The organism is Arthrobacter sp. 2762 (assembly GCF_040548745.1).
In the GTDB taxonomy this organism is placed as follows: domain Bacteria; phylum Actinomycetota; class Actinomycetes; order Actinomycetales; family Micrococcaceae; genus Arthrobacter.
The window spans coordinates 423,895-448,735 of record NZ_JBEPSI010000002.1 but is presented as its reverse complement, the minus strand read 5'-3'; the positions used below and the strand labels follow the sequence as shown (position 1 = coordinate 448,735).

Genomic DNA, 24,841 nt, shown 5'->3' with positions numbered 1-24,841 from the left:
ACAATTGACTCATGCAATCTCTCGGCGACCCGCACCCGTCCACGTCCTCGTCCGGTAAAGGCCTTTTCAAGGGCTTCCGCATCGGCGGCCTGGGGATGACCGTAGTCATCATCGCCTTCGTGGTGGCCGTCATTTTCGCGGCCAATCAGAACGATTTTGTGGGTTGGGTAGTTGCGGTGGTCGCCTTCGGCTGGCTAGCGCTCGCCACCTTCGTGGTGTTCAGCATTCGAAGGGCCGCGCGGCGAGCCGGAGCAAAATTGAGCGAAGCGCAAGCCGCTTTCAACTCGGCAACCGGCCGCGCGCCGTCGTCGTCCTCGGCTGACAGCGGCGGCACCCGCGTGGTCGCCGAACGCAGCCAGGCCGACGAAGTCCGGGACCTCAAGCTGGACCACTCCTTCAAGATTGTCCAGGTGCAGGTTCGAGTCGTGGACGAAGAACGTGCCAAGGGCGCAGCGGCAAACCAGGACACCATCAACCGCGCGCTGGAAACCATTGCCATCACGGCCACCAATGCCCGGGACATGATCAAGTCCTCAGGCGGCTCGGACGAGCCCGTGGCCGGCACCATCATCGACTAGAGTAGACCGGGTGAGTACGGCATTGAAGAAGGACTTCCTTCGCATCGCATCGGTCAACGTCAATGGCCTTCGGGCTGCCTACAAGAACGGTATGGCGGAATGGCTGGAGCCACGCGAGGTTGACATCCTCTGCCTGCAGGAAGTCCGTGCTCCTGATGCCATCGTCAACACGCTGCTCGGCGAAGGCTGGTACATCCTCCACGCTGAGGCTGAGGCAAAGGGCCGCGCAGGGGTTGCCATTGCTTCCCGCGAGGAACCCACCGCCACCCGGATCGGGATTGGCGATGACTACTTCGCCACCGCGGGCCGCTGGGTTGAAGCGGATTTCTCCGTCAGGAACACCCACGGCGAATCCTCCACGTTGTCCGTGGTCAGCGCTTACGTTCACTCCGGTGAGGCAGGCACGCCCAAGCAGGATGACAAGTACCGCTTCCTGGACGCCATGACCACCCGTCTCCCCGAGCTCGCCAAGCACAGCGATCACGCGCTGGTAGTTGGCGATCTCAACGTCGGACACACTGAACTGGACATCAAGAACTGGAAGGGCAACGTCAAGCGTGCCGGTTTCCTGCCAGAAGAGCGCGCTTATTTTGACCGCTTCATGGGTGAAGAAATCGGATGGAGGGATGTCCACAGGGGCCTGGCAGGAAATGTCGCCGGCCCCTACACCTGGTGGTCCCAGCGCGGAAAGGCCTTTGATACTGACACAGGCTGGCGCATCGACTACCACCTGGCTACTCCCGGACTTGCAGCGGCCGCGTTCTCGGCTGTCGTGGATCGGGCGCCTTCGTGGGACACCCGCTTCTCTGACCACGCACCGCTGGTAGTGGACTACCGGCTCTAAGCTTCACGAAAGTATTGCTCAATGACTAGCTCCATCACGACTGAAACCGGCACCCCAGCCGCCACACTGCCCAGCGGGAGTACCGTGACCTCCACCAAGCTTGCCGTTGGCGCCAAGCAGCGCGTCCTTTCAGGCATGCAGCCCTCGGCTGACTCCCTGCACCTTGGCAACTACCTTGGCGCCTTGGTCAACTGGGTTCGCATGCAGGACGAGTACGATGCTGTGTTCTTCATTCCGGATTTGCACGCCATCACCGTTCCGCAGGATCCTGCCGAGCTCGCCCGCCGCACCAGGGTCACCGCCGCCCAGTACATCGCTGGCGGCGTGGACGTGGAGAAATGCACACTGTTCGTGCAATCGCAGGTTCCCGAGCACGCCCAGCTTGCCTGGGTGCTGAACTGCATCACCGGCATGGGTGAAGCCGGCCGCATGACCCAGTTCAAGGACAAGGCACAGAAGCAGGGCTCTGACCACGCCAGCGTCGGCCTGTTCACTTATCCCATCCTGCAGGCTGCGGACATCCTGCTCTACCAGCCGCACGGCGTACCTGTCGGCGAAGACCAGCGCCAGCACGTGGAGCTCAGCAGGGACCTCGCCAACCGCTTCAACAGCCGTTTCGGCGAGACGTTCCAGGTGCCCGAGCCCTTCATCCAGAAGGAATCGGCAAAGATTTACGATCTCCAGAACCCCACGGCCAAGATGTCCAAGTCTGCCGAATCACCCGCTGGCCTTATCAACCTGTTGGATGACCCCAAGACCGTGGCCAAGCGCATCAAATCCGCTGTCACTGACACTGAGACCGAGATCCGCTACGACCGCGAAAACAAGCCGGGCGTCTCCAACTTGCTCACCATCTACTCGGCTATCAGTGGCACCCCGGTAGAGAAGATCGTGGCCGATTACCAGGGCAAGATGTACGGCCACCTCAAGGTAGATCTCGCCGAACTCGTCTCCGGACGCCTTGCCCCCATCCGTGAGCGGGCCAACGAACTTCTCGCGGACCCGGCAGAACTGGACCGTCTCCTGGCTCACGGTGCGGACAAAGCGCGTGAGATCGCCTCAGCGACGCTCGCTGATGTCTACTCCAAGGTAGGCTTCCTGCCGTACCGAGGGGATGCATACCGCAGCGAGCAAGGAGTCCGCTAAGTTCATGTGCGCAGCTGGCCAGCTTAACGTCAAGACCGATACCCCTCAAGGTGTCGGTCCGGACGAATCGCGCCAGCCTGCTGTCACCGGCACCGATTGCGGTGCCGGTGACACCATGTGCGTTGGGGTGATCCTCGGCTTCCCGCCGGAGATCGCGCGGGAACTGCAGGCCTGGCGGGCATCCTTTGGCGATCCCATGGCCGAAGTCATCCCCGCCCACATCACACTCATCACCACCACGCCCACACAGGACTGGGCAGCCACCCGGGACCACGTGCGCGAGGTGGCCCGCTCACAGGAACCATTCACTATCACCATTTCCGGTACCGGTTCCTTCCGGCCCGTTTCGCCCGTGGTGTTCGTCAACGTCGAAGAAGGCTTTGAAGAGTGCGTGCAGCTGCACGAAAAGCTCCAGACGGGTCCCCTTGAGCGTTTGCTTCCCTTCCCGTACCACCCGCATGTCACGGTGGCCCATGATGTCGCCAAGGAAAATCTGGACGAGGCCGAAACGGTCCTGAGAGATTACCGGGCAACCTTCCCAGTGGTTAGCATGGGACTTTACGAGCACGACACCAATGGAATTTGGCAGCTACGGGAAGAGCTCGGATTTGGCGGCGACACTGACAAAACGCAGCAGGCGGAATCAACGTCCACCGGCGGACACTCCTCCGCTGCCAACTGAGCTGGCAAAGCTAAAACTTCAACTCCTTCACAAGCGGCAGGACTGGGGCCACGTAAGGCGCGCCGGCGAAGGCCTGCCGAAGAGGGCCGGTGCCCTTCTTGCCCTCCTGCTCGCAAGGCTGAACACCAACCGGGCCATGCGCTCCTTCCAGAACTACACCCGGCAGCACGGGCCACTTCTGAGTGCCGGCATCGGCTTCAATATGTTCTTCTCCGTCACAGGCCTCCTCACTACGGGTTTCGCCATCGCCGGAATCGTCCTGGGTGGTAACCCGGTTCTCGAAGACGCCGTGATTCGCAGCGTCGCCTCTGCAGCTCCGGGACTCCTCCAAGTCAATGGCGGTGAGGGACTGGTAGACCCACAATCGCTGCTCAATCCCTCAAGTCTTGGATGGACCGCCGTCATCGCGGCAGCGGTAACCATCTTCACGTCCCTTGGTTGGATTGCCAGCGTCAGGGAAGGCCTGCGGGGCGTGGCGGACGCTGATCCGCTCCAGCGCAGCCCCGTCCTGCAGAAACTGGTCGACGCCGGTACCCTCTTGCTCCTTGGCGTGATCCTCGTGGTCAGTGCCGGCGCGTCCCTGATCTTTGGCACGGCTGCCGAATGGATCTTCGATCTCCTCAGGTTGGATGAAGCAGTCGCGGCACCCGTGGCAGCAGTCGTCAAGGTGGTCGTCCCCCTGATGCTGAACTGCGCGACGGCGGCCGTGTTGTTCCATATTGCAGGCGGCCTCAAGCTGGGGCGGCGGGCGTTCCTTGAAGGCGTTGCACTGGCTGGCATTGGGACCACGGTGCTTCAGCTATTCAGCACCGAACTTCTCGCCCGGGCAGGACAGAACCCTGTTCTCGCCTCGTTCGCCATCATCATCGGCCTTCTCATCTGGTTCAACCTGGTAAGCCAGGTGTATCTCGTTTCCGCTTCGTGGGCCGCCATCCGCGAGGCGGACCTGCGGGCGGGGGAGACCCCGCGCAAGAAGGTCCTCGGTTCACGCCGCACAACGCCCCAGACGTAACGGTTACTTTCTTCCAGGAGGTGCTATGAACAACCAGCTGTGGATCGCTTGCCTCCTGGGAACCGCTGCAGGGCTGGTGGTTGGCCAGCTCGTCTTCAACTCTCCTTTTGTGGGAATCCTGGTTGGCCTCGGCTTGGGCGCGCTGGTTGGGGCCGCTGTAGGACCCCGCCGCGAATAGGACAACGCGGGGTCACTTACGGCCCCTTTCAGAAGGAAACAAGGGCCATAAGTAGCCCCGGGTTGATTCCAGTCCGGCTAGGGCGCCCGGACCAGCCCCTCCCAAGCGACGGTCCAGCCAGGCGGGAACCCGGGGGCGTGGCGGTCTGGTCCGTTGTCCCAGCCGGCTGCCATCAGCGCGACGGCTGCCAGGAGTCCACCGTTGCCGGGCAAGTAGAGCGGCAGGGAATCGGTTTGGCGGTTGTGCCCATTGGTCAGCACGGTGTTTTTTCCGGCGTCGAGGAGAAGGGCGTCGACGGCAGCTTCGGGATCTTCCAGTCGCGCCGCAGTCATTGCCATTACTGGATAGTCCCAACCCCAGGTGCTGCCCCAATCCCAGTCCGTGAGGACATCCGACAGGGTGGCGCGCATGACGTCCGGATCAATCACATCCGTAAGGGGCAGGACGCCAAGCGCGCACAGCATCGAAGGGTGGTCCGTACGGATGGTGAAGGGCTCCACGTCGATCGCAGCGTAAACGCCGTCGATCACGCGTGGCGGCACCATGCCATCTGCCACGTCCGACCATGCCTGCACAGGTTCCAGACCCAGACGATCGCGCCAGGCAACTGCGGTCCGGAGGCCCCACTGCCAGTAGGCCAACTCAAACGTGGGATTGGTGACCTTGGCCCGGATAGAGCCGTAGCTTTCCTGTGCCGGAATCAAGGGTGGCCCCAGTTCGAACCCACGCGACGTGGGATGTGCAAAGTCGGCCATGAAGACCGCTGACTCAAAAACGATCTCCGAAAATTCTTCCAGCACTTCACGGCTGGGATTTGCCCGGTACACAAGCTCGGCCAAGTGAATGGGGTGTGGCTGCTGCCAGATCAGGAATGTCCCGATGGGACTTGGGCTTTCCCGGCCGTCCGGTCCGATCTGCTTGGGCCAGCGGACGCCGTTGAATCCCTGCGCGTTTGCAGTTTGACGGGATATCTCCAGGACTGTGGAGTACCACCGTAGCGATGGCAGGAGGAGCTCCACACGGTTCCAGTGCGCAAAGTGCGCGGCATGCCACCAGTGCATCTCCAAGTGGAAGCGGCCACGCCAGGAGTTGCACACGAGTCCAGTTTCCTGCGGAGGTAGCGAGCCCGAGCAATTGATCGCCGTCAGATACTGGGAAAGGACAATCCTTCGCTCCAATTCCTTGGCCCTGGGATCCTCGGTCGCATCAAGTTCGATCGCCCCGCCCGAGGACCAGAACCCAAGCCAATAGGCCTCGGAAGCTGCGATCACGTTACGGGCAGGTGAAAGCTCGACGCCGGTCCCGTCACCGGCCGCATAGCTCACCGCAGGTGTCATGGCAGTTCGCCCGTTGATGCCTCGAGGGATGCAGTCGCCATCTCCTGCGGAAAGGAAGGCGACGGAGAAGTCCAGCACATCTTTGGTTTCGGGACGGCCGGCCTTACCAAGAGCTACCTGGAGTTGATGGTGTTCCCTCTGTTCCACGGTCAGGTTTTGGCCGGTGATGACCACCTGATAGCGGGCCCCGTCCAGCTCGCGGTGGACTGTCCATGTTGGGCAGCCATCGTGCTCTTCGGACATCACAGGGCCGTCGAGCGAGGTGGTGTGGGCGTCCGGACTGTTCCAGTCAGCCGCGTCATGCCACGCCTCGGAGCCGTAGGGAAAGCCCACACCGACGACCAAACCCGCACCAAGCGCGGTCGATTCCACGCGGAAGCCGAGCTCGTCACTGTCGGGGTGGCACGCCGTCGTGACCTTGACGGAGTGTCCGGCCAGGGTGAAGCGGCTGGTCACCACTCCGGACCATAAATCGAGTGTTTGTTCGGTGTCGGTGATATCAGCCTCAAGGATGGACCGCGCCGTGCCATTCTCCAGCCAGCGGAAGCCGATGCGCCCCAGGTCCAGCCGATGCTGGTTCGCCCGGAGCCAGGCTTCAGCCAGGGATGTGTCAGTTTCGCGATCGTTGACGATATCGCCCACCATGTCCACGTAGGGCACCGGACCCCGGGGTGAGTCGTAAAGGACTGTGGAGCCGGCGAGGTCGTGGGGCTCTGCCGGTGGCACTGAGTGCCATCCCCATTGGGATTGGGTTCCCAGAAGCGTGCCCGGCGGGAGGTCATCACGGGCGCCCACAGGATAGGCCGCGGGAAAAGTCTGCAACCCGGTGAGATCCAGTGTGAATGCGAATTCGCCGTTGCCGACGGACACAGGGCTCCGCGGATCAAGGTGTTTCTGGCGAACATTGTGGCGCTGGACGAGTGCCTTGCGGTCAATGGCAGGGGATTCGGACCTCTTGGTCAAGGTGCACTCCTCAGTAGCCTAATAGTTCATATCCAAAACTATTGACGAATATACACTGCCTTGATACGTTTCAGGAACCGTTTTCTTGAGCCTGAAAGAAGCCTACCCAATGACGCGTAAATCTCTCCGTAGTATCCGGAAGTCAGTAGCTTTCATAGCAGCCGTCAGCATGTTGGGGCTCACCGCAGCCTGCTCGAGCCCCTCATCCAACCAGCCCGAGGACGGGCCCGTGGAAATCCGATTCGCGTGGTGGGGTAACGCCACCCGCGCTGAACTGACCAACAAGGCCATCAAGGAGTTCGAGGCTGCCAACCCCAACATCAAGGTCAAGCCGGAGTATGGCGACATTGGAGGCTACTTCGACAAGCTGGCTACCCAGGTGGCAGCGAACGACGCCCCCGATGTCATCACCATGGGCGGTGCCTACCCGGCCGAGTACGCCAACCGCGGCGCCCTGCTGGATCTGTCCAAGGTGGACGGCTCACTCGACCTCTCCAAGATGGACCAAGGAGCCCTTGAAAACGGGCAGGTCCAGGGTAAGCAGTACGGCATCTCCACCGGTGCCAACGCCTTGGCCATCGTAGTGAACCCCGCTGTTTTCCAGGCTGCAGGCATTGCCCTGCCGGATGACAACACATGGTCGTGGGATGACTTCGCGAAGACTGCCGAAGAGATCACGGCCAAGAGCCCCAAGGGAACCTACGGCACTGCCACAGTCCTCACGCATGACTCGCTGGACGCCTTCGCACGTCGGCGGGGCAAATCGCTTTACACAGAAGACGGCCAGTTGGGAATGGACAAGGAAACCGTGCGGGACTATTTCGATTTCTCGCTCAAGCTCAGCGAGTCGGGCGCGGCACCCAGTGCTTCGGAAACAGTGGAGAAGCTCAACGTCAGCACTGAACAGACACTCATGGGCATGGGGCAGGCCGGCATGATGCTCACGTGGACGAACTCCCTGACTGCATTGAGCAAAGCCTCCGGCGCTGAGCTAAAGCTGCTGAAGTTGCCTGGGGAGACGCCCACGCCCGGCATGTGGCTGCAGTCATCGCAGTTCTACACCATCTCCGCGCGCAGCAAGCATACGGATGCCGCTGCCAAGCTGGTCAGCTTCCTTGTGAACAATGAGGCCGCAGCAAAGATCATCCAGAGCGACCGTGGCGTACCCAGCAACTCCGGCATGCGTACGGCCATCCAGGATCTGCTCACGCCGCAGGGCAAGGCAGAGGCCGCCTACATCGACCAAATCGGCAAGATGGACTTCGCGCCGACATTCATCGGTCCCACTGGTTCAACAGCGGTTTCCGAGATTACGGCGCGCATCAACACCGAAGTCCTGTTCAAGCGGCTGACGCCAGAGAAGGCCGCCGAGCAGTGGCTTAGTGAGAGCAAAGCGGCCATCGGCAAGTAGGCGAAAGCCAACGCGAGGTCACTTAGGGCCCCTTCCAGAAGGAAACATGGGCCATAAGTGACCCCGGGTTGGTCTTAGGCGTCGCGGACTTCCAGATACGGATCGGCCCAAGCGCTGATGATCCGCGCAACCCGTGCCGCCTGGCCCTTCCCGGTGAGGAGGTGCTCACTGCCCTCCAGCGAAATGAAGCTGCGGGGATGCCGTGCCGTACGGAAGATTTCGCTGGCGTTATCGATGCCCACGGTGTTATCGGTGGGGGAGTGCATCACCATCAACGGTTTGTGGAGGGTGCGGATGCAATCGCGCAGGTCAGCGCGTTCCACGTCCTCCACAAAGTGCCGGCGGATTTCCATGGGCCTGCCACCCAGGTCAACCACGGCGCTGCCGTCACGCAGGATGGAGTCAATCTCGGCGTCGAACATGTGCTCAACGTGCTTTGGCTCGTAAGGTGCGCCCACGGTCACCACGGCGTTGAGTCCGGGGATGTCGCGCGCAGCAGCCAGCACAGCGGCTCCACCGAAGGAGTGGCCAACCAGCAAGGAGATCGGCCTGTCCTGCTCCCGCATGAAGCCCGCAGCGAGGATGGTGTCAGCCACCTTGACGCTGAACGAGCCCGCGGACCATTCCCCGGCAGAGCCGCCCAGGCCAAGGTTGTCGAACCGGAGCATGCCCACACCCTGCTCCGCGAGCCCTTTGCAGATCCGGGAAGCAGCGGGGCTGTCCTTGCCCAGGGTCAGGCCGTGCGAGTACACCCCCCAGCCACGGACAGGGCCTTCAGGCACGTCTACGATGCCGGCGAGGGCATCACCGGTGCTTCCGATGAAAGTGATTTTCTCAGGGCGTGACACGCTGGTCTCCTTGCTTTTGCGGCTACCGGGCCGGGGCCAGACTGGCGAAGTTATTAACGACGACGGCGCCACCCACCAACAGTGGTGAGCGGCGCCGTCGTCGTTTGGTTCCTTAGGGGACCGGCGAAACTAGATCTTGCGGGCCAGGATGGCCTGCTTGACCTCGGCGATTGCCTGGGTCACCTGGATGCCGCGGGGGCATGCTTCCGAGCAGTTGAAGGTGGTGCGGCAACGCCACACGCCTTCTTTGTCATTCAGGATTTCCAGGCGCATGTCGCCGGCGTCATCACGGGAATCGAAGATGAAGCGGTGTGCATTGACGATTGCGGCCGGACCAAAGTACTGGCCGTCGGTCCAGAAGACCGGGCAGGACGAGGTGCAGGCAGCACACAGGATGCACTTGGTGGTGTCGTCAAAGCGCTCACGGTCCTCAACGGACTGCAGGCGTTCCTTGGTGGGCTCGTGGCCCTTGTTGATCAGGAACGGCATGACTTCGCGGAAGGACTGGAAGAAGGGTTCCATGTCCACGATCAGGTCCTTCTCCACAGGGAGGCCCTTGATCGGCTCGACGGTGATGGGCTTGGTCGTGTCCAGGTCCTTCAGCAGCGTCTTGCAGGCGAGGCGGTTGCGGCCGTTGATGCGCATGGCATCCGAACCACAGACACCGTGTGCGCAGGAGCGGCGGAAGGAAACGCTGCCGTCGATCTCCCATTTGACCTTGTGGAGGGCATCCAGAACGCGGTCCGTGCCGTACATGGTCAGCTTGTAGTCATCCCAGCGTGCTTCGTCCGAGATCTCGGGATCGTAGCGGCGTACGCGGAGCGTGATGTGGAAGGTGGGAATTTCACCGTCGCCCGCAACGCTTGCCGGGAGCTCGATTTTGGAAGCGGGCTCTGCCATTTCGGTCGTCATTAGTACTTACGCTCCATCGGCTCGTAACGGGTGAAGATGACGGGCTTCGTCTCAAGACGAATGCCCGCAACAGATTCCGCCGAGGAGTCGACGGTGACGGAAGTGTCCAGGTAAGCCATGGAGTGCTTCATGAACTTTTCGTCATTGCGGTCCGGGAAGTCTTCGCGGTAGTGGCCACCGCGGGACTCTTCACGGTGCAGGGCACCGACTGTCATGACCTTGGCCATGTCCAGCAGGAAGCCCAGCTCCACTGCTTCCAGGAGGTCCAGGTTGAAGCGCTTGCCCTTGTCCTGGACGGTGACGTTCTTGTACCGCTCTTCGAAGGAAGCGATGTCGCTAAGGACCTGCTCCAGGGATTCCTTGGTGCGGAACACCTGCATGTTCGCATCCATGGTGTCCTGCAGTTCCTTGCGGATCTGGGCAACCCGTTCGGTGCCGTTGCCGTTGAGCAGGCCGTTGAGGATGCCGCGGGTCATTGCCTCGGGGTCCTCGGGCAGCTCGACGAAGTCGGCCGTCTTGGAGTACTCCGCAGCGGCGATACCGGCCCGCTTGCCGAAGACGTTGATGTCCAGGAGCGAGTTGGTGCCGAGTCGGTTCGAGCCGTGCACGGAAACACAGGCAACTTCACCGGCTGCGTAGAGGCCCGGCACGATCGTGTCGTTGTCCTGCAGCACCTCGGTGGTGATGTTGGTGGGGATGCCGCCCATGGCGTAGTGCGCGGTGGGGAACACGGGGACAGGATCGGTGAACGGCTCCACACCCAGGTAGGTGCGTGCGAACTCCGTGATGTCCGGAAGCTTGGCCTCGATGTGGGCCGGTTCAAGATGGGTCAGGTCCAGGAGGACGTAATCCTTGTTTGGACCACAACCACGGCCTTCACGCACTTCGTTCGCCATGGCGCGGGCCACGATGTCACGGGGTGCCAGGTCCTTGATGGTGGGGGCGTAACGCTCCATGAAGCGTTCACCCTCGGAGTTACGAAGGATGGCACCTTCACCACGTGCGCCCTCGGTGAGGAGGATGCCCAAGCCGGCGAGGCCGGTCGGGTGGAACTGGAAGAACTCCATGTCTTCCAGGGGGATGCCACGGCGGAAGGCGATGCCCATGCCGTCGCCCGTGAGGGTGTGGGCGTTGGAGGTCGTCTTGAAGACCTTGCCGGCACCACCGGAGGCGAACACAACGGACTTGGCCTGGAAAACGTGCAGTTCACCGGAAGCAAGATCGTAGGAGACTACGCCGGCGACACGCTTCTGCTTGTACGGGGTGCCGTCTTCGCGCACTGCGTCTTCTTCGACGATCAGCAGGTCAAGGACGTAGTACTCGTTGTAGAACTCAACGTTGTGCTTGACGCAGTTTTGGTACAGCGTCTGCAGGATCATGTGGCCTGTACGGTCGGCTGCATAACAAGCACGGCGGACGGGAGCCTTGCCGTGGTCACGGGTGTGGCCACCGAAACGGCGCTGGTCAATCCGGCCCTCGGGCGTGCGGTTGAACGGCAGACCCATCTTTTCCAGGTCCAGCACGGCGTCGATGGCTTCCTTCGCCATGACCTCGGCTGCGTCCTGGTCAACCAGGTAGTCGCCACCCTTGATCGTGTCAAAGGTGTGCCACTCCCAGTTGTCTTCTTCGACGTTGGCCAGTGCTGCACACATGCCACCCTGTGCTGCACCGGTGTGCGAGCGGGTGGGGTAGAGCTTGGTCAGTACCGCTGTGCGTGCGCGCTGACCGGATTCGATCGCGGCGCGCATGCCGGCGCCACCTGCACCGACAATGACGACGTCGTACTTATGGACCTGCATACCAGATGCTCTCTCTTTCAAAAATTCAGATGGTCGGCGGAGGCTGTTCCGCTAAGTCAGGCGCAATCGGTTCCCTGCAGGGCCGGCCGGCTGCGCCAGGAAGCCGCTACGGGGCCGGGCAGAAGCCGCCAGGCAGCTGAACGCCGTCGACGACGGGGCACGGGTTGAACGTGAAGATCACCAGGGTGCCGAGAATGATGATGACAGCCGTGGCTGCATAGAGGACAACCTTGAGCCAGAAGCGCGTGGCGTCCTTTTCCGCGTAGTCGTTGATGATGGTGCGGACGCCGTTGGTTCCGTGCAGCATGGCAAGCCAGAGCATGGCCAGGTCCCAGAACTGCCAGAAGGGGTCCGCCCACTTGCCGGCGACGAAACCGAAGTCGATGGCGTGGATACCCTCACCTACCAGAAGGTTCACGAAGAGGTGGCCGAAGATCAGCACCACCAAGACGATGCCGGAGAGGCGCATGAAGAGCCAGGCGATCATTTCGAAGTTGCCACGGCTGGGGCCGGTGCGGTTGTACTTCGGAGCAATCTTGCCGGAACCGATTTTTCCGCTGCGGGGGGATTCGATCGTGGTCATGGTCTAGTGGCCTCCCAGCGCGAGGGAAAGGTGGCGGATAGCGAAGCCGGCGAAAGTGACCAGCCACAGCGCAAGCACGATCCACAGCATTTGGCGCTGGTACTTCGCGCCCTTCTTCCAGAAGTCGATGGCGATCACACGCAGGCCGTTGAAGGCGTGGAAGATGATCGCGGCGACCAGGCCCGTTTCACCCAGGGCCATGAGGGGGTTCTTGTAAGCACCAATGACGGCCGTGTAGGCCTCAGGGGACACGCGCACCAATGAGGTGTCCAACACATGGACCAACAAGAAGAAAAAGATCACTACACCGGTAATACGGTGTCCAACCCAGGACCACATGCCTTCACGGCCGCGGTACAAGGTGCCAGCTGGTTTTGTCGGCACTGATTAAACCTTCCTGCAACACAGCGGCGCTGGCATGGGATCCATGCGGGGGGAACGCCTGCTGCGAGAGCACTCGTAGCTCACGCCTAAATCTAGGCTTCGCTACCAGCTTATTCAATTTAGGACGCGCTTCTCTGGTTGTTAATTCCATGTTTCCTGCCCGTATTTAGGCGATATTTCGGCGATTTCCCGTGCTTCGTGAGACGAAGGCCACATGTGTGGCGGCCTGCGGGGCTTCGCAGCCGCGTCGGATAAAGTGTTGCGGTGAGTACAGAAGACGCGACATTCCCGGAATCTCCATTGAACCGCTTCCACGCGGTTATTCCGGCGGGCGGTGTGGGGACCCGGCTGTGGCCACTCTCGCGTGCCGCCGCGCCCAAGTTCCTCCACGACCTGACCGGCTCCGGCAGCACGTTGTTGAGGGCCACCTATGACCGCCTTGAGCCGCTGGCCGGCGAGCGGGTGCTCGTTGTGACCGGCGAGGCACACCGTGCCGCTGTGTGCCGGCAGCTCCCCGAAGTGGGCGATGACGAGCTGGTGCTCGAGAGCGAGCCCAAGGATTCCGGTGCTGCCATCGGATTGGCAGCTGCCATCCTCTACCGCCGCGACCCGGAAACCATCATGGGTTCGTTCGCCGCGGACCAGGTGATCAGCCCTGACGACCTCTTCCAGGACACCGTGCGCGAGGCAATTTACACCGCTGCCACGGGCAAGATCGTCACCATCGGCATCAAGCCCACGCACCCCTCCACCGGCTTCGGCTACATCCGCTCCGGTGCGGCACTGAACGTGGAAGGTGCTCCGAACGCCCTTGCCGTGGCTGAGTTTGTTGAGAAGCCCAGCCAGGAAGTTGCCAACAAATATGTAGAAGCAGGGGACTACGTCTGGAACGCAGGCATGTTCGTGGCTCCCGTAGCGCTCATGCTCCAGCACCTCGAAGCGAACCAGCCGGAGCTGTTCAAGGGCCTCCAGGAAATCGCCGAAGCCTGGGACACGCCCCAGCGCGCTGAAGTTACCGCGCGTGTCTGGCCCACACTGCCCAAGATTGCGATCGACTACGCGGTTGCCGAGCCGGCAGCGGCGGCCGGCGATGTCGCCGTCGTGCCTGGTACTTTCCGTTGGGACGACGTTGGCGACTTTGCCGCAATCGGCCGCCTGAACAATGCCGGCGACGTCGATGAAGTTACCGTTCTTGGCGAAGGTGCCCGCGTGTTTGCCGAGAATGCGAGCGGCGTAGTGGTGTCCGATACCAAGCGCGTGATCGCACTTATCGGCATCAAGGACGTGGTCATCGTGGACACGCCCGACGCGCTGCTGGTCACTACCAAGGAACATGCCCAGTTGGTCAAGGGCACTGTTGACGCCCTGAAAGCCAGCGGCGATACGGACGTCCTGTAGCAATCCCTTATACCGTGAGCCACCTCTTTGGTTGTCCTGCGCCTGAACGCAGCGTAACCAAGAGGTGGCTTTCGTTCTTCGGAGGCCGTGGATGGCTAGAGTTGTGACGTGCGCAATTACACCACTGAAACCGAGCCGACCCCCGTTGTAAGTCCGTGGGTGGATGAGCTGCTGCCCGGACTCATAGACTTCAGGCGGGATCTCCACGCGCACCCTGAACTCTCCTTCAAGGAATTCCGCACCACGGACAAACTCGTGGAGCGGCTCGAGGCCGCCGGATTGCAGCCGCGCCGCCTTGAAGGCACCGGGCTCACGGTGGACATCGGGGAAGGTCCCATTGCCACTGCACTGCGTGGTGACATCGACGCCTTGCCCATCATCGAGGAAACGGGCCTGCCGTTCGCTTCGAAGAACCACGGCGTCACACACGCCTGCGGGCATGACGTCCACACCACCACCATGCTCGGCATTGCCCTGGTGCTGCAGCGGATGCACAAGAACACGCCGCTGGGCGGGACTGTCCGCATCATCTTCCAGCCAGCCGAGGAGACCATGCCCGGCGGTGCTTTGTCCTGCATTGAGCAGGGCGTGCTGGACGGTGTGCCCAGGATCCTTGCGCTGCACTGCGATCCCAGAATCAATGTCGGCAAGATCGGCACCCGGATCGGGGCCATCACGTCGGCATCGGACACCATCAAGATCGAACTCACGGGCCGCGGTGGCCACACGTCCAGGCCGCACCTGACGGAAGACCTGGTCTTTGCCCTGGCGCAGATTGCGGTCAACGTACCCGCCGTGCTCTCCCGCCGCGTGGACGTTCGCAGCGGAGTGTCAGTGGTGTGGGGCCAGATCTCGGCAGGTTCTGCACCCAACGCCATCCCGGGCACTGGCTACATGGCGGGCACCATGCGCTGCCTTGACCGCGATGCCTGGCACAGTGCCGGGGAGTTGCTGGACGACGTCGTGAAGCAGGTTGCCGCTCCTTACGGCGTGGACGTGCACCTGGAGCACACCCGAGGCGTTCCTCCCGTGGTCAACTCCGAGCATGAGACGGCGCTGATTGAAGCCGCCGCGCGAGCCGAACTTGGCGAGAACGCCGTTGTCCTGACGCCCCAGTCCATGGGTGGCGAAGACTTTGCCTGGTTCCTGGCCGACCTCCCGGGTGCCATGATGCGGCTTGGCACCCACACGCCTGGCGGCGAGGAATATGACCTCCACCGCGGCGACTTCATCGTCGACGAGCGCGCCCTTGGCTACGCCATCCGGGTCCTCACTGCTGCCGCACTTCGAACTATCCGCGACCTCCAGGACTAAACCCAACCAGGTAGCAGTTAAGGCCGTTTTGGACGTTCAAAACGGCCTTAACTGCGACTCAGTTGGGTGTTTTTGCCACGATTGAGTTGTGCACAATTGAATTGTGCACTATCGTTTTCTTCATGAGTGATGCACCCCGCCTCCGCCACCAGGTCTGCTTTGCGCTGTATTCGGCGTCCAAGGCCGCGACGGCGGTCTACCGCCCCGTGCTGGACGAGCTGGGTCTTACCTATCCGCAGTACCTGGTGATGCTGGTCCTGTGGGAGCAGGAACCGCGCAGCGTGCGGGAACTTGGCGCGGAACTCGGGCTCGACTCCGGCACATTGTCGCCGCTCCTGAAGCGCCTTGAGGCGCTTGGTCTCGTTGAGCGCCACCGTTCCGTTGAGGATGAACGACGAGTGGATGTCGTCCTGACCGACGCCGGCAGGGAGTTGAGCAGCCGCGCCCAGGCCGTCCCCAAGCGCCTCGCTGATGCCGCCGGCCTCTCCACGGACGAAATTGAGCAGTTGCACGCCACGCTCGGCAAACTCACGGCGGCACTGCAGAAGTCACTCTGACACTTTTCAAGCCACACACAAGCCCACTGATGTTCAAGAGAAAAGGAAGATTCGTGAAGACTCTCTACACTGCCGAGGCTTTGGCCTCCGGCGAAGGCCGCGATGGCAACGCCCGCACCAACGACGGCAAGCTTGACGTCGCCCTCGCCAGCCCGGTTGAGCTCGGAGGCAACGGCCAGGGCACCAACCCCGAGCAGTTGTTCGCCGCCGGCTACGCGGCATGCTTCCACTCCGCCCTGCGCCTGGTGGGCCGCAAGGAACGCGTTGACCTCAGCGATTCCGCCGTTGCCGCCAAAGTCCACTTCGGTGCACTCACTGACCGCGAGGGCTATGGCTTGGCCGCCGAGCTGGAGATCGCCCTGCCCGCCCTGGATCGCGAAAAGGCCGAAGAACTGATGGCTAAGGCGCACCAGATCTGCCCCTACTCCAACGCCACCCGCGGCAACATGGCCGTAGACCTCAAGCTCGTGGAGTTCGCCGCATGAGCGCCGCTACGAGCACGCCGGTGGAAACGCGCGAAATCCAGCTCGCATCCCGCCCGGTCGGCCGACCGTCCCCGGAGAACTTCCGGCTGGCCGCCTCCGGCCTCCCGGACCTTCAGGACGGCCAGGTCCTGGTCCGGAACCAGTTCATGTCCGTGGATCCCTACATGCGCGGACGCATGAATGACGTCAAGTCCTACTCGGCGCCTTTCCGCCTGGATGCAGCGCTCGACGGCGGTGCCGTAGGTGAGGTGATCGCGTCCAGGTCCGACGCGCACAAGGTGGGTGACGTCGTCGTGCATCAACTGGGGTGGCGCGAGCATGCGGTGGTGGACGCGGCTGCGACAACCACTGTTCCGACCGGCCTTGCTCCAACATCGGCGTTCCTTGGTGCCTTGGGCATGACGGGTCTGACCGCGTACGCGGGCCTGCTCAAAGTGGCTGAGTTCAAGGAGGGCGATGTTGTCTTCGTGTCCGGCGCGGCCGGTGCCGTGGGATCCATGGTGGGCCAGATTGCCAAGGCCTCCGGAGCCAGCAAGGTGATCGGCAGCGCCGGTTCTGCCGGGAAGGTCGCCAGGCTGCTGGAGCTCGGTTTCGACGCCGCCTTCAACTACAACGATGGCCCGGTTCTTGAGCAGCTGCGGGAGGCGGTGGGGGAGCGTGGCATCGATGTGTACTTCGACAACGTCGGCGGCGAGCACCTCGAAGCCGCACTGGCTACGCTCACTGTGGGCGGGCGCGTGGCCATGTGTGGCGCCATTGCGCAATACAATTCCACCGAGCCGCCGGTTGCACCAAGGAACCTGGCCCTGGCGATTGGCAAGCAGCTGACCCTGCGTGGATTCCTGGTGGGCGGGCAGCGCCAGCACGCCCCGGAGTTCGCCGAAAAGATGGCGGGTTGGCTGGCCGACGGAACGGTCCGCTACGACGAGACGATCGTGGACGGCCTGGAGAACGCACCGCAGGCTTTTATTGATCTGCTGGACGGGGCCAACACCGGAAAGATGCTCGTCAGGCTCTGACGTCGGGGGTGGGCCGGGTGTGACTTGCGCACCCGGCTACTGCTTGGTAACAAAAGGTCAACAATCTGACCCTGGGGACTGGATTGTGCTACCTGCGTGTGGTCCACGCCACTAGTGTTGGGGGTATCAAGGCGCTTCGGCGCAGTGCTGCGAACTTCAGTGAAAACAGAATTTCTGCCTCGGGTATTCGAAACGGACACTCATTGACCATCCGTCGTAGCGCGACTCACTTTCTTCCTGGAGGAAAATTGAAGAACCCACTGCGTGCCACCCTTAAGCGCGGTTCAATGGCCGGCATTGCAACTGCAGGTGCGGCCGCCCTCATGCTCAGCGGTTGCGGACAAGCTCCCAGCACTGGTTCCGGCGGTGCTACCAAGAGCGACTACATCGGCTGCATCGTGTCCGACTCCGGCGGATTCGATGACCAGTCCTTCAACCAGTCATCGTTCGAAGGCCTGCAGAAGTCCGAAAAGGACCTCGGCATCACCATGAAGTCGGCTGAGTCCAAGGCCAACAGTGACTACGAGACCAACCTGAATGGCATGATCTCCGCAGGCTGCAATATGACCTTCACGGTGGGCTTCCTCCTCGGCGATGCCACCAAGGCTGCCGCGGAGAAGAACCCGGACAAGCACTTCGCAATCATCGACTACTCGTACACGACCCCCGTCGCGAACGTGAAGCCCGTGGTCTACGACACCGCACAGGCCGCTTACCTGGCTGGCTACGCAGCTGCCTCAGCAACCAAGACCGGCAAGGTGGGTACCTTCGGCGGCATCAAGCTCCCCACGGTCACCATCTTCATGGACGGTTTCTATGACGGCGTCCAGGCCTACAACAAGGCCAAGGGCAAGTCCGTTCAGGTTGTCGGCTGGGACAAGACCAGCCAGGATGGCTCGTTCACGGGCGACTTCGAGAAGCAGGACACCGGCAAGCAGATCACCAAGAACCTGCTGGATCAGGGCGCGGACATCGTGATGCCCGTAGCAGGCCCTGTGGGCAAGGGTGCCGGCGCAGCGCTCAAGGAAGCCAAGGCAGCCGGCAAGGACGTCAAGCTCATCTGGGTTGACTCCGATGGCTACCTCACCGCCCCTGAGTACAAGGACCTCATGCTGACCTCCGTGGTCAAGCAGATGGGTCAAGCCGTGGAAGCCGTGGTGAAGGACGACAAGGAAGGCAAGTTCAGCAACGAAGCCTACGTTGGCACTCTGGCCAATGAGGGCGTCGCCATCGCCCCGTTCCACGACCTCGATTCCGCAGTTTCCGCCGACACCAAGTCCGAGCTCGACAAGCTGAAGGCGGACATCGTGTCCGGCAAGCTGGTTGTTGAATCGGCGGCAAGCCCTAAGAAGTAAACAATTCCTGGACGCGCCGCCAGTACCGAGTGCCGGTACTGGCGGCTCGTTTTTTGCCCTGGCCAGCGCCTATCTTGCGGGCCTTCCCAAGAATAGGCTTCTGCTCAAAGCCAATGGCTTGGAGCAGTACGGCCGTCCCTCGGACTCAAAGAACGGTGGGAGTTGTGAAACTCGAATTGAAGGGGATCTCGAAAGCGTTCGGGACCTTCTACGCCAACCAAGACATCGACCTCGTGGTCGAACCCGGCCAGATCCATTGCCTTCTCGGCGAAAATGGCGCCGGAAAATCAACCCTCATGAACGTGCTGTACGGACTCTACGAGCCGACGGCCGGACAAATCCTTGTTGACGACAAGCTCGTTAACTTCCGCGGCCCCGGCGACGCCATGGCCGCCGGCATTGGCATGGTGCACCAGCACTTCATGCTGGTTCCTGTCTTCACAGTGGCCGAAAATGTGGCACTCGGAGCGGAGCCAACGTCCTTCGGCGGGGTCCTCAGCATTGACGAAACCCGGAAGAAGATCCGGGACATATCGCAGAAGTACGGCTTCCACGTCGACCCCGACGCCCTGGTGGAGGACCTGCCCGTCGGTGTCCAGCAGCGCGTCGAGATCATCAAGGCCCTGGTCCGCGAGGCCAAAGTGCTCATCCTGGATGAACCCACGGCAGTCCTCACGCCCCAGGAAACCGATGAACTCCTGGACATCATGCGCCAGCTCAAGGCAGGCGGAACATCCATCGTGTTCATTTCGCACAAGCTTCGAGAAGTGAAGGCTGTCGCCGACGTCATCACGGTAATCCGCCGCGGCAAGGTAGTAGGGGATGCCCCGCCCACTGCCTCGGCCACGGAACTTGCCTCCATGATGGTGGGCCGCCCGGTCAGCCTGACCCTGGACAAAGCCACTGCCCAGCCCAAGGAAACCACGTTCGTGGTGAAGGACCTGACAGTCCGCGCCCCCAATGGAACCAACGTGGTGGACGGCATCAGCTTCGACATCGCCCAAGGCGAGATCCTCGCCGTCGCGGGTGTCCAGGGCAACGGCCAAACGGAACTTACGGAAGCCATTCTCGGTATCCAGCCGCACGTTACGGGATCCGTGACGCTGGACGGCAAGCAGCTCCTGGGCCTGCCGGTCAAGGACGTGCTGCGCTCCGGCGTCGGGTTCGTCCCGGAAGACCGCACAGTGGACGGGCTGGTGGGCCCCTTTTCCGTCGCCGAGAACCTGGTACTGGACCTTTACGATCAAGCACCATTTGCAAGCGGCATCAGCATGAAGCCCTCCAAAGTGGCTGAAAATGCCGAAGCCAAGATCCAGGAGTTCGATATCAGGACGCCGTCGGCGGGAGCAGCGGCCGGAACCCTCTCCGGCGGCAACCAGCAAAAAGTGGTCATGGCTCGTGAGCTCTCCAGGCCCTTGCGGCTGTTCATCGCAAGCCAGCCCACGCGTGGCGTGGATGTTGGCTCCATCGAATTCCTGCACAAACGCATAGTTGCCGAACGGGACGTCGGAACACCCGTGATGATCATTTCCACGGAACTCGATGAAGTGATCGAACTCGCGGACAGGATCGCTGTCCTTTACAAGGGGAAGCTTGTGGGCATTGTCCCTGCCGGAACTCCCCGCGACACGCTCGGCCTGATGATGGCCGGCGTCGGCCCGGAAGGAGGCTCCCATGACGAGTAAGGACCAAACGCCCAGTAGCGACCAGACCCCCGGTAACGGCCAGACTCCCGAGGAATCTGCCTCGGAAGTACGTGCGGCGGATGTCGCACTCGACACCGCTGGCGGCACGTTGGAACCGTCCATCGTTCCTGTGTCCTCGCAGAGCGGGGACACCGGTCACCGGCAAGCCAGCACGATGCGCAGAATCGTCATGGGCAACGGCTTCGTGTCAGTCCTGGCCGTTATCGTGGCGCTGTTCCTGGGCGGATTGCTCATTGCCAGCACGGACAAGAAGGTTTCCGAGAGCGCGGGTTACTTCTTCGCACGGCCCAGTGACTTCCTGCTGGCGCTCTGGAATGCCATGACCAAGAGCTACGTCGCACTGTTCCAGGGCTCGGTCTTCAACCCCCGCCAAGGACTCATGCCGCTGCTTGAAACGATGACGGTGGCCACGCCCCTGATTTGCGCTGGCCTGGGCGTTGCCCTGGCCTTCCGCGCCGGCCTGTTCAACATCGGTGCCCAGGGCCAGATCATCATCAGCGCCACGTTGGCTGCGTATGTTGGTTTCACCTGGCACTTGCCGTTCGGGCTCCACCTGCTGCTGGTCATTATCATGGGCGTGCTCGGCGGCGCCGCATGGGGTGCGATCGTTGGAATCCTCAAAGCCAGGACCGGTGCGCACGAGGTCATCGTGACCATCATGCTCAACTACGTCGCGCTGTTCCTCCTGGACTTCCTGTTGAACACCGCGGCCTTCCGGCGCCCGGGGGATAACAGCCCCATCTCGCCGCGGCTGGATGAGGCGGCTGCCTACCCTGTGATCATTCCGGGTTCCCGGCTCCACCTGGGTTTCCTGGTAGCGGTGTTACTGACCTACGGCGTGTGGTGGATGTTGAACCGCTCCACCATTGGCTTTGAGTTCCGGGCTGTCGGAGCAAACCCTGTGGCCGCACGAACAGCAGGGGTCAAGGTACCCCGGGCCACCATCCTGGTGATGGCCTTCGCCGGCGCGCTCGCAGCCTTCGGCGGAGTTGCCCAGGTGGCCGGTACGGAAAAGGTCCTGACCGGCGGCATTGCAGCCCAGATCGGTTTCGATGCCATCACGGTTGCCCTGCTTGGCCGAAGCACTCCGTGGGGCACGTTCTTTGCGGGCCTCCTGTTTGGTGCTTTCCGGGCTGGTGCAGTCCAGATGCAGATTCAAACGGGCACGCCGATCGACATCGTGTTGGTGGTTCAATCGCTGATCGTTCTGTTCATCGCAGCACCGCCATTGATCAGGTCGATCTTCCGGCTTGAGCCCAAGAAGAAGAACAAGACAACGAAGGCCGCTCGGAAAGCTGCCCTTGCCAACGCCGCTGGAGGTGCCAAGTGAGCGCGACATCCACCGCCCCCATGGCGGGAGCAACAGCATTGCCCGGACTTCGCCCATCGTTGAAGGTCCCGGTTTCGCTCGGCGTCCTGGCACTCATTGCGCTTGTGTTCTTCGGTCTCATGGGTCCGGACCAGACGGCGGAGATGAAGATCAGTGATCCCAGCGACGCCTTTGCCGTCCCGGCGCTGGCAATTCCAGGCCAGGTAGGTGGCATCGTCCTGGCCGTCGTGCTCCTGGCCATGGCCGCTTACTCCGTCTTCCTGTGGACACGCGGGGAGCGCTCACCCAAGTGGCTGCCCATCGCCTTCGCCGTGGTGTTCGTCTTCGCCCTGCTGGTATGGATTGTTGCCGGTGCACGCCAGCCTTCAATCTCCCTTGCCGGCCTGGTTGCGGGTTCGGTGACGTTGGCTGTTCCCTTGGTGTTTGGCTCCCTCTCCGGTGTTCTGTGCGAGCGGGTGGGCGTGGTCAACATTGCCATTGAAGGCCAGTTGCTCTTTGGAGCCTTCACCGCCGCCTTGGTGGCAACGGTGACCGGCAGCCCGTACGTCGGCCTGATCGCTGCAGCAGCCGCCGGTGCCGCTGTGTCCATGGTCTTGGCGGTCTTCAGTATCAAATACCTCGTCAACCAGATCATTGTGGGCGTCGTCCTGAATGTGCTGGTCTCGGGCCTCACCGGCTTCCTGTTCGGCACCGTCATGGTTCCCAACAAGGATCAGTTCAACACCCCCGGCCGGCTGGATATCCTGCCGATTCCGTTCCTTTCGGACATTCCCATCATCGGACCCATCCTGTTCAAGCAATCCATCGCGGGCTACCTCATGTATGTGGCCGTGGCCGTAGTGTGGTTCGGCCTGTTCAAGACCCGTTGGGGCTTGCGGGTCCGCGCTGTCGGCGAGCACCCGCAGGCTGCAGACACCCTGGGCATCAACGTGAACGCCACCCGCTTCTGGAACGTGACGCTTGGTGGCGCAATTGCCGGCATCGGTGGTGCCGTGTTCACGCTGGTGACCATCGACTCGTTCACCAAGGAAATCTCCGGTGGTCGTGGCTTCATCGCCCTGGCGGCCCTGATCTTTGGGCGGTGGAATCCGATCGGAGCCTTCCTCGCGTCGCTGCTGTTCGGCTTTGCGTACAACCTGCAATCGATTCTGGGCATCATTGGAACCCCGGTTCCGAGCCAGTTCATGGCCATGCTGCCCTACCTGGTGACCATTTTCGCCGTCGCCGGTTTGGTGGGCAGGTCGCGGCCACCTGCCGCAAGCGGCATACCGTACGTGAAGGGTTGACGATGCCAACGGTTGACGTCGATTGGCATGCATTGGAAGAAGCTGCGGTACAGGCCATGGAACGGGCCTATGCCCCGTATTCGAAGTTCCCGGTGGGGGCTGCGGCCCTCACCGAGGACGGCCGGATTGTCAGCGGATGCAACGTGGAGAACGCCAGCTATGGACTGACCCTGTGCGCTGAATGTGCCTTGGTGGGACAACTCCACATGACCGGCGGGGGCAGGATCGCGGCTTTCTACTGCGTCGATGGCCAAGGGAACGTCCTCATGCCGTGCGGGCGCTGCCGTCAGCTGCTTTATGAATTCAGGGCGCCTGGCATGCAGCTCATGACAACGCAGGGAATCAAATCCATGGACCAAGTGCTGCCTGACGCCTTTGGTCCCGAAAACCTGGAGGAAACCACGTGAGAAGCACTGAAGCCTTCGACGCCGTTCAGATCATCTCCATCAAACGCGACAAAGGCACACTCACACCCGAACAGATCGACTGGACCATCGACGCCTATACGCGGGGTGTGATCGCCGAGGAGCAAATGGCGGCGTTGAACATGGCCATCCTGCTCAACGGCATGAACCGCGAGGAAATCTCGCGCTGGACTTCGGCGATGATCGCGTCCGGGGAACGGATGGACTTTTCCTCGCTGACAACGCCCGACGGCGGCCGGAAGCCTACCAGCGACAAACACTCCACCGGTGGGGTGGGGGATAAGATCACGCTCCCGTTGGCCCCGTTGGTGGCGGTCTTTGGTGTGGCGGTTCCGCAGCTGTCCGGCCGCGGACTCGGCCACACCGGCGGCACCTTGGACAAGCTCGAAGCGATCCCCGGATGGCGTGCGAACTTGAGCAATGACGAGATCATGGCGCAGCTCCAGGACGTCGGAGCGGTCATTTGCGCTGCCGGATCCGGCCTGGCACCGGCTGACAAGAAGCTCTACGCCCTCCGCGATGTCACGGGAACGGTTGAAGCGATCCCGCTGATTGCTTCCTCCATCATGAGTAAGAAGATCGCGGAAGGCACCGGCTCGTTGGTGCTGGACGTGAAGGTGGGCTCCGGTGCCTTCATGAAGGATGAGGCGAAGGCGCGTGAGCTGGCGGAGACCATGGTGGCCTTGGGGAAGGACGCGGGCGTTCACACGGTGGCTTTGATGACCGATATGTCCACGCCCCTGGGCCTGACAGCAGGCAACGCCATCGAGGTGGAGGAATCCGTGGAGGTCCTTGCGGGCGGCGGTCCGGAAGACGTCGTCGAACTGACTGTCCGCCTGGCCGAGGAGATGCTGGCCGGTGCCGGCATTCACGATGCTGATCCCGCGGCTGCCCTCAAGGATGGGCGCGCCATGGACGTCTGGAACCGGATGATCGAAGCTCAAGGAGGCGATCCGCGCGCGGCACTGCCCGTGGCCAAGGAATCCGAGGTGGTCTACGCCCCGGCTGACGGCGTCCTGGTGGAACTGGATGCACTGTCCGTCGGCGTTGCCGCGTGGCGCCTCGGAGCTGGCCGGGCCCGCAAGGAGGACAAAGTCCAGGCCGGCGCCGGGGTGCGGCTGCATGCCAAACCGGGCGCGCTGGTCAGGGCCGGCGAGCCGTTGATGACCCTGTTGACAGATACTCCTGAGAAGTTCGAGAGGGCCAAGGAAGCGCTACAGGACGCCGTGGTGATTGCACCTGAGGGCTCACGACCAGCCCATCAGCTGATCATCGACAGGATCGCCTAG

The 24,841-nt window shown here is 62.1% G+C and carries 24 protein-coding genes; 18 read left to right on the top strand and 6 right to left on the bottom strand.

What is annotated here, in order from left to right; genetic code table 11:
* The first annotated feature begins 11 nt into the window (after positions 1 to 11).
* The 6 genes from ABIE18_RS06015 to ABIE18_RS05990 are packed head-to-tail and all read left to right on the top strand — an operon-like array spanning position 12 to position 4,440.
* Positions 12 to 578: a hypothetical protein gene (locus ABIE18_RS06015; RefSeq protein ID WP_477515258.1), complete on the top strand. Its 567-nt coding sequence runs from the start codon at positions 12 to 14 to the stop codon at positions 576 to 578.
* A 10-nt stretch (positions 579 to 588) separates the two neighbouring features.
* Positions 589 to 1,422 carry an exodeoxyribonuclease III gene (locus ABIE18_RS06010; protein WP_477515257.1) on the top strand — a complete coding sequence of 278 codons (834 nt, stop codon included), beginning with the start codon at positions 589 to 591 and terminating at the stop codon, positions 1,420 to 1,422.
* Between the two features lie 21 nt (positions 1,423 to 1,443).
* Entirely contained in the window at positions 1,444 to 2,568 is a 1,125-nt protein-coding gene (gene trpS / locus ABIE18_RS06005; protein ID WP_224166789.1) for a tryptophan--tRNA ligase, read from the top strand.
* Between the two features lie 4 nt (positions 2,569 to 2,572).
* A complete protein-coding gene (locus ABIE18_RS06000; protein ID WP_499721740.1) occupies positions 2,573 to 3,250 on the top strand; it encodes a 2'-5' RNA ligase family protein in 678 nt (225 codons plus the stop codon).
* Positions 3,177 to 4,262 (top strand): YihY/virulence factor BrkB family protein, encoded by a 1,086-nt coding sequence (locus tag ABIE18_RS05995; protein WP_499721738.1) that lies wholly within the window; start codon positions 3,177 to 3,179, stop codon positions 4,260 to 4,262. Before ABIE18_RS06000 ends, ABIE18_RS05995 begins: the two co-directional genes overlap by 74 nt.
* 25 nt (positions 4,263 to 4,287) lie before the next feature.
* Positions 4,288 to 4,440 (top strand): hypothetical protein, encoded by a 153-nt coding sequence (locus ABIE18_RS05990; RefSeq protein WP_224091527.1) that lies wholly within the window; start codon positions 4,288 to 4,290, stop codon positions 4,438 to 4,440.
* A gap of 77 nt (positions 4,441 to 4,517) precedes the next feature.
* On the opposite strand, the gene ABIE18_RS05985 is transcribed toward ABIE18_RS05990, so the two are convergent.
* A complete protein-coding gene (locus ABIE18_RS05985; protein ID WP_499721737.1) occupies positions 4,518 to 6,740 on the bottom strand; it encodes a hypothetical protein in 2,223 nt (740 codons plus the stop codon).
* A gap of 109 nt (positions 6,741 to 6,849) precedes the next feature.
* On the opposite strand from ABIE18_RS05985, the gene ABIE18_RS05980 reads away from it, so the two are divergent.
* On the top strand, positions 6,850 to 8,151 hold the full coding sequence (locus ABIE18_RS05980) for an ABC transporter substrate-binding protein (RefSeq protein WP_499721736.1): 1,302 nt from the start codon (positions 6,850 to 6,852) through the stop codon (positions 8,149 to 8,151).
* 74 nt (positions 8,152 to 8,225) lie between these two features.
* Here ABIE18_RS05980 and ABIE18_RS05975 read toward each other — a convergent pair whose 3' ends face one another.
* The 5 genes from ABIE18_RS05975 to sdhC form a co-directional block, all read right to left on the bottom strand.
* Positions 8,226 to 8,999 carry an alpha/beta hydrolase gene (locus ABIE18_RS05975; protein ID WP_499721735.1) on the bottom strand — a complete coding sequence of 258 codons (774 nt, stop codon included), beginning with the start codon at positions 8,997 to 8,999 and terminating at the stop codon, positions 8,226 to 8,228.
* 129 nt (positions 9,000 to 9,128) lie between these two features.
* Positions 9,129 to 9,911: a succinate dehydrogenase iron-sulfur subunit gene (locus ABIE18_RS05970; RefSeq protein ID WP_011773975.1), complete on the bottom strand. Its 783-nt coding sequence runs from the start codon at positions 9,909 to 9,911 to the stop codon at positions 9,129 to 9,131.
* Complete coding sequence (sdhA, locus tag ABIE18_RS05965) at positions 9,911 to 11,710, bottom strand: succinate dehydrogenase flavoprotein subunit (RefSeq protein ID WP_431119001.1); 1,800 nt, start codon at positions 11,708 to 11,710, stop codon at positions 9,911 to 9,913. The genes ABIE18_RS05970 and sdhA overlap by 1 nt, the downstream gene beginning before the upstream one ends.
* 106 nt (positions 11,711 to 11,816) lie before the next feature.
* A complete protein-coding gene (locus tag ABIE18_RS05960; RefSeq protein ID WP_499721734.1) occupies positions 11,817 to 12,293 on the bottom strand; it encodes a succinate dehydrogenase hydrophobic membrane anchor subunit in 477 nt (158 codons plus the stop codon).
* 3 nt (positions 12,294 to 12,296) lie between these two features.
* Positions 12,297 to 12,677 carry a succinate dehydrogenase, cytochrome b556 subunit gene (gene sdhC, locus ABIE18_RS05955; protein WP_089594138.1) on the bottom strand — a complete coding sequence of 127 codons (381 nt, stop codon included), beginning with the start codon at positions 12,675 to 12,677 and terminating at the stop codon, positions 12,297 to 12,299.
* Between the two features lie 264 nt (positions 12,678 to 12,941).
* Between sdhC and ABIE18_RS05950 the strand changes: the two genes are divergently transcribed.
* From ABIE18_RS05950 to ABIE18_RS05900, 11 genes are all read left to right on the top strand, one after another.
* Complete coding sequence (locus ABIE18_RS05950) at positions 12,942 to 14,075, top strand: mannose-1-phosphate guanylyltransferase (protein ID WP_431119004.1); 1,134 nt, start codon at positions 12,942 to 12,944, stop codon at positions 14,073 to 14,075.
* Positions 14,076 to 14,183: 108 nt separating this feature from the next.
* The gene (locus tag ABIE18_RS05945; protein ID WP_477520819.1) at positions 14,184 to 15,389 is read left to right on the top strand and encodes an amidohydrolase; all 1,206 of its coding nucleotides are present in this window, start codon (positions 14,184 to 14,186) and stop codon (positions 15,387 to 15,389) included.
* A gap of 122 nt (positions 15,390 to 15,511) precedes the next feature.
* Entirely contained in the window at positions 15,512 to 15,946 is a 435-nt protein-coding gene (locus tag ABIE18_RS05940; RefSeq protein WP_477515250.1) for a MarR family winged helix-turn-helix transcriptional regulator, read from the top strand.
* Positions 15,947 to 15,999: 53 nt separating this feature from the next.
* Entirely contained in the window at positions 16,000 to 16,431 is a 432-nt protein-coding gene (locus ABIE18_RS05935; RefSeq protein WP_499721733.1) for an organic hydroperoxide resistance protein, read from the top strand.
* On the top strand, positions 16,428 to 17,450 hold the full coding sequence (locus ABIE18_RS05930) for an NADP-dependent oxidoreductase (RefSeq protein ID WP_499721732.1): 1,023 nt from the start codon (positions 16,428 to 16,430) through the stop codon (positions 17,448 to 17,450). The genes ABIE18_RS05935 and ABIE18_RS05930 overlap by 4 nt, the downstream gene beginning before the upstream one ends.
* Before the next feature lie 248 nt (positions 17,451 to 17,698).
* A complete protein-coding gene (locus tag ABIE18_RS05925; RefSeq protein WP_499721731.1) occupies positions 17,699 to 18,805 on the top strand; it encodes a BMP family lipoprotein in 1,107 nt (368 codons plus the stop codon).
* A gap of 164 nt (positions 18,806 to 18,969) precedes the next feature.
* Positions 18,970 to 20,490, top strand: coding sequence for an ABC transporter ATP-binding protein (locus tag ABIE18_RS05920; protein WP_499721730.1), 1,521 nt, complete (start codon positions 18,970 to 18,972; stop codon positions 20,488 to 20,490).
* A complete protein-coding gene (locus ABIE18_RS05915; RefSeq protein ID WP_499721729.1) occupies positions 20,480 to 21,841 on the top strand; it encodes an ABC transporter permease in 1,362 nt (453 codons plus the stop codon). The genes ABIE18_RS05920 and ABIE18_RS05915 overlap by 11 nt, the downstream gene beginning before the upstream one ends.
* Positions 21,838 to 23,127, top strand: coding sequence for an ABC transporter permease (locus tag ABIE18_RS05910; protein WP_499721728.1), 1,290 nt, complete (start codon positions 21,838 to 21,840; stop codon positions 23,125 to 23,127). The genes ABIE18_RS05915 and ABIE18_RS05910 overlap by 4 nt, the downstream gene beginning before the upstream one ends.
* Before the next feature lie 2 nt (positions 23,128 to 23,129).
* Complete coding sequence (locus ABIE18_RS05905) at positions 23,130 to 23,534, top strand: cytidine deaminase (RefSeq protein ID WP_431119015.1); 405 nt, start codon at positions 23,130 to 23,132, stop codon at positions 23,532 to 23,534.
* Positions 23,531 to 24,841, top strand: coding sequence for a thymidine phosphorylase (locus ABIE18_RS05900; RefSeq protein ID WP_499721727.1), 1,311 nt, complete (start codon positions 23,531 to 23,533; stop codon positions 24,839 to 24,841). The genes ABIE18_RS05905 and ABIE18_RS05900 overlap by 4 nt, the downstream gene beginning before the upstream one ends.

Excerpts from the sequence above, each read along its gene's own strand:
- ABIE18_RS06015 (WP_477515258.1), top strand. The coding sequence starts at position 12 with ATGCAATCTCTCGGCGACCCGCACCCGTCCACGTCCTCGTCCGGTAAA.
- trpS (WP_224166789.1), top strand. The coding sequence starts at position 1,444 with ATGACTAGCTCCATCACGACTGAAACCGGCACCCCAGCCGCCACACTG.
- ABIE18_RS06000 (WP_499721740.1), top strand. The coding sequence starts at position 2,573 with ATGTGCGCAGCTGGCCAGCTTAACGTCAAGACCGATACCCCTCAAGGT.
- ABIE18_RS05990 (WP_224091527.1), top strand. The coding sequence starts at position 4,288 with ATGAACAACCAGCTGTGGATCGCTTGCCTCCTGGGAACCGCTGCAGGG.
- ABIE18_RS05980 (WP_499721736.1), top strand. The coding sequence starts at position 6,850 with ATGACGCGTAAATCTCTCCGTAGTATCCGGAAGTCAGTAGCTTTCATA.
- ABIE18_RS05970 (WP_011773975.1), bottom strand. The coding sequence starts at position 9,911 with ATGACGACCGAAATGGCAGAGCCCGCTTCCAAAATCGAGCTCCCGGCA.
- sdhA (WP_431119001.1), bottom strand. The coding sequence starts at position 11,710 with ATGCAGGTCCATAAGTACGACGTCGTCATTGTCGGTGCAGGTGGCGCC.
- ABIE18_RS05960 (WP_499721734.1), bottom strand. The coding sequence starts at position 12,293 with ATGACCACGATCGAATCCCCCCGCAGCGGAAAAATCGGTTCCGGCAAG.
- ABIE18_RS05940 (WP_477515250.1), top strand. The coding sequence starts at position 15,512 with ATGAGTGATGCACCCCGCCTCCGCCACCAGGTCTGCTTTGCGCTGTAT.
- ABIE18_RS05930 (WP_499721732.1), top strand. The coding sequence starts at position 16,428 with ATGAGCGCCGCTACGAGCACGCCGGTGGAAACGCGCGAAATCCAGCTC.
- ABIE18_RS05915 (WP_499721729.1), top strand. The coding sequence starts at position 20,480 with ATGACGAGTAAGGACCAAACGCCCAGTAGCGACCAGACCCCCGGTAAC.
- ABIE18_RS05905 (WP_431119015.1), top strand. The coding sequence starts at position 23,130 with ATGCCAACGGTTGACGTCGATTGGCATGCATTGGAAGAAGCTGCGGTA.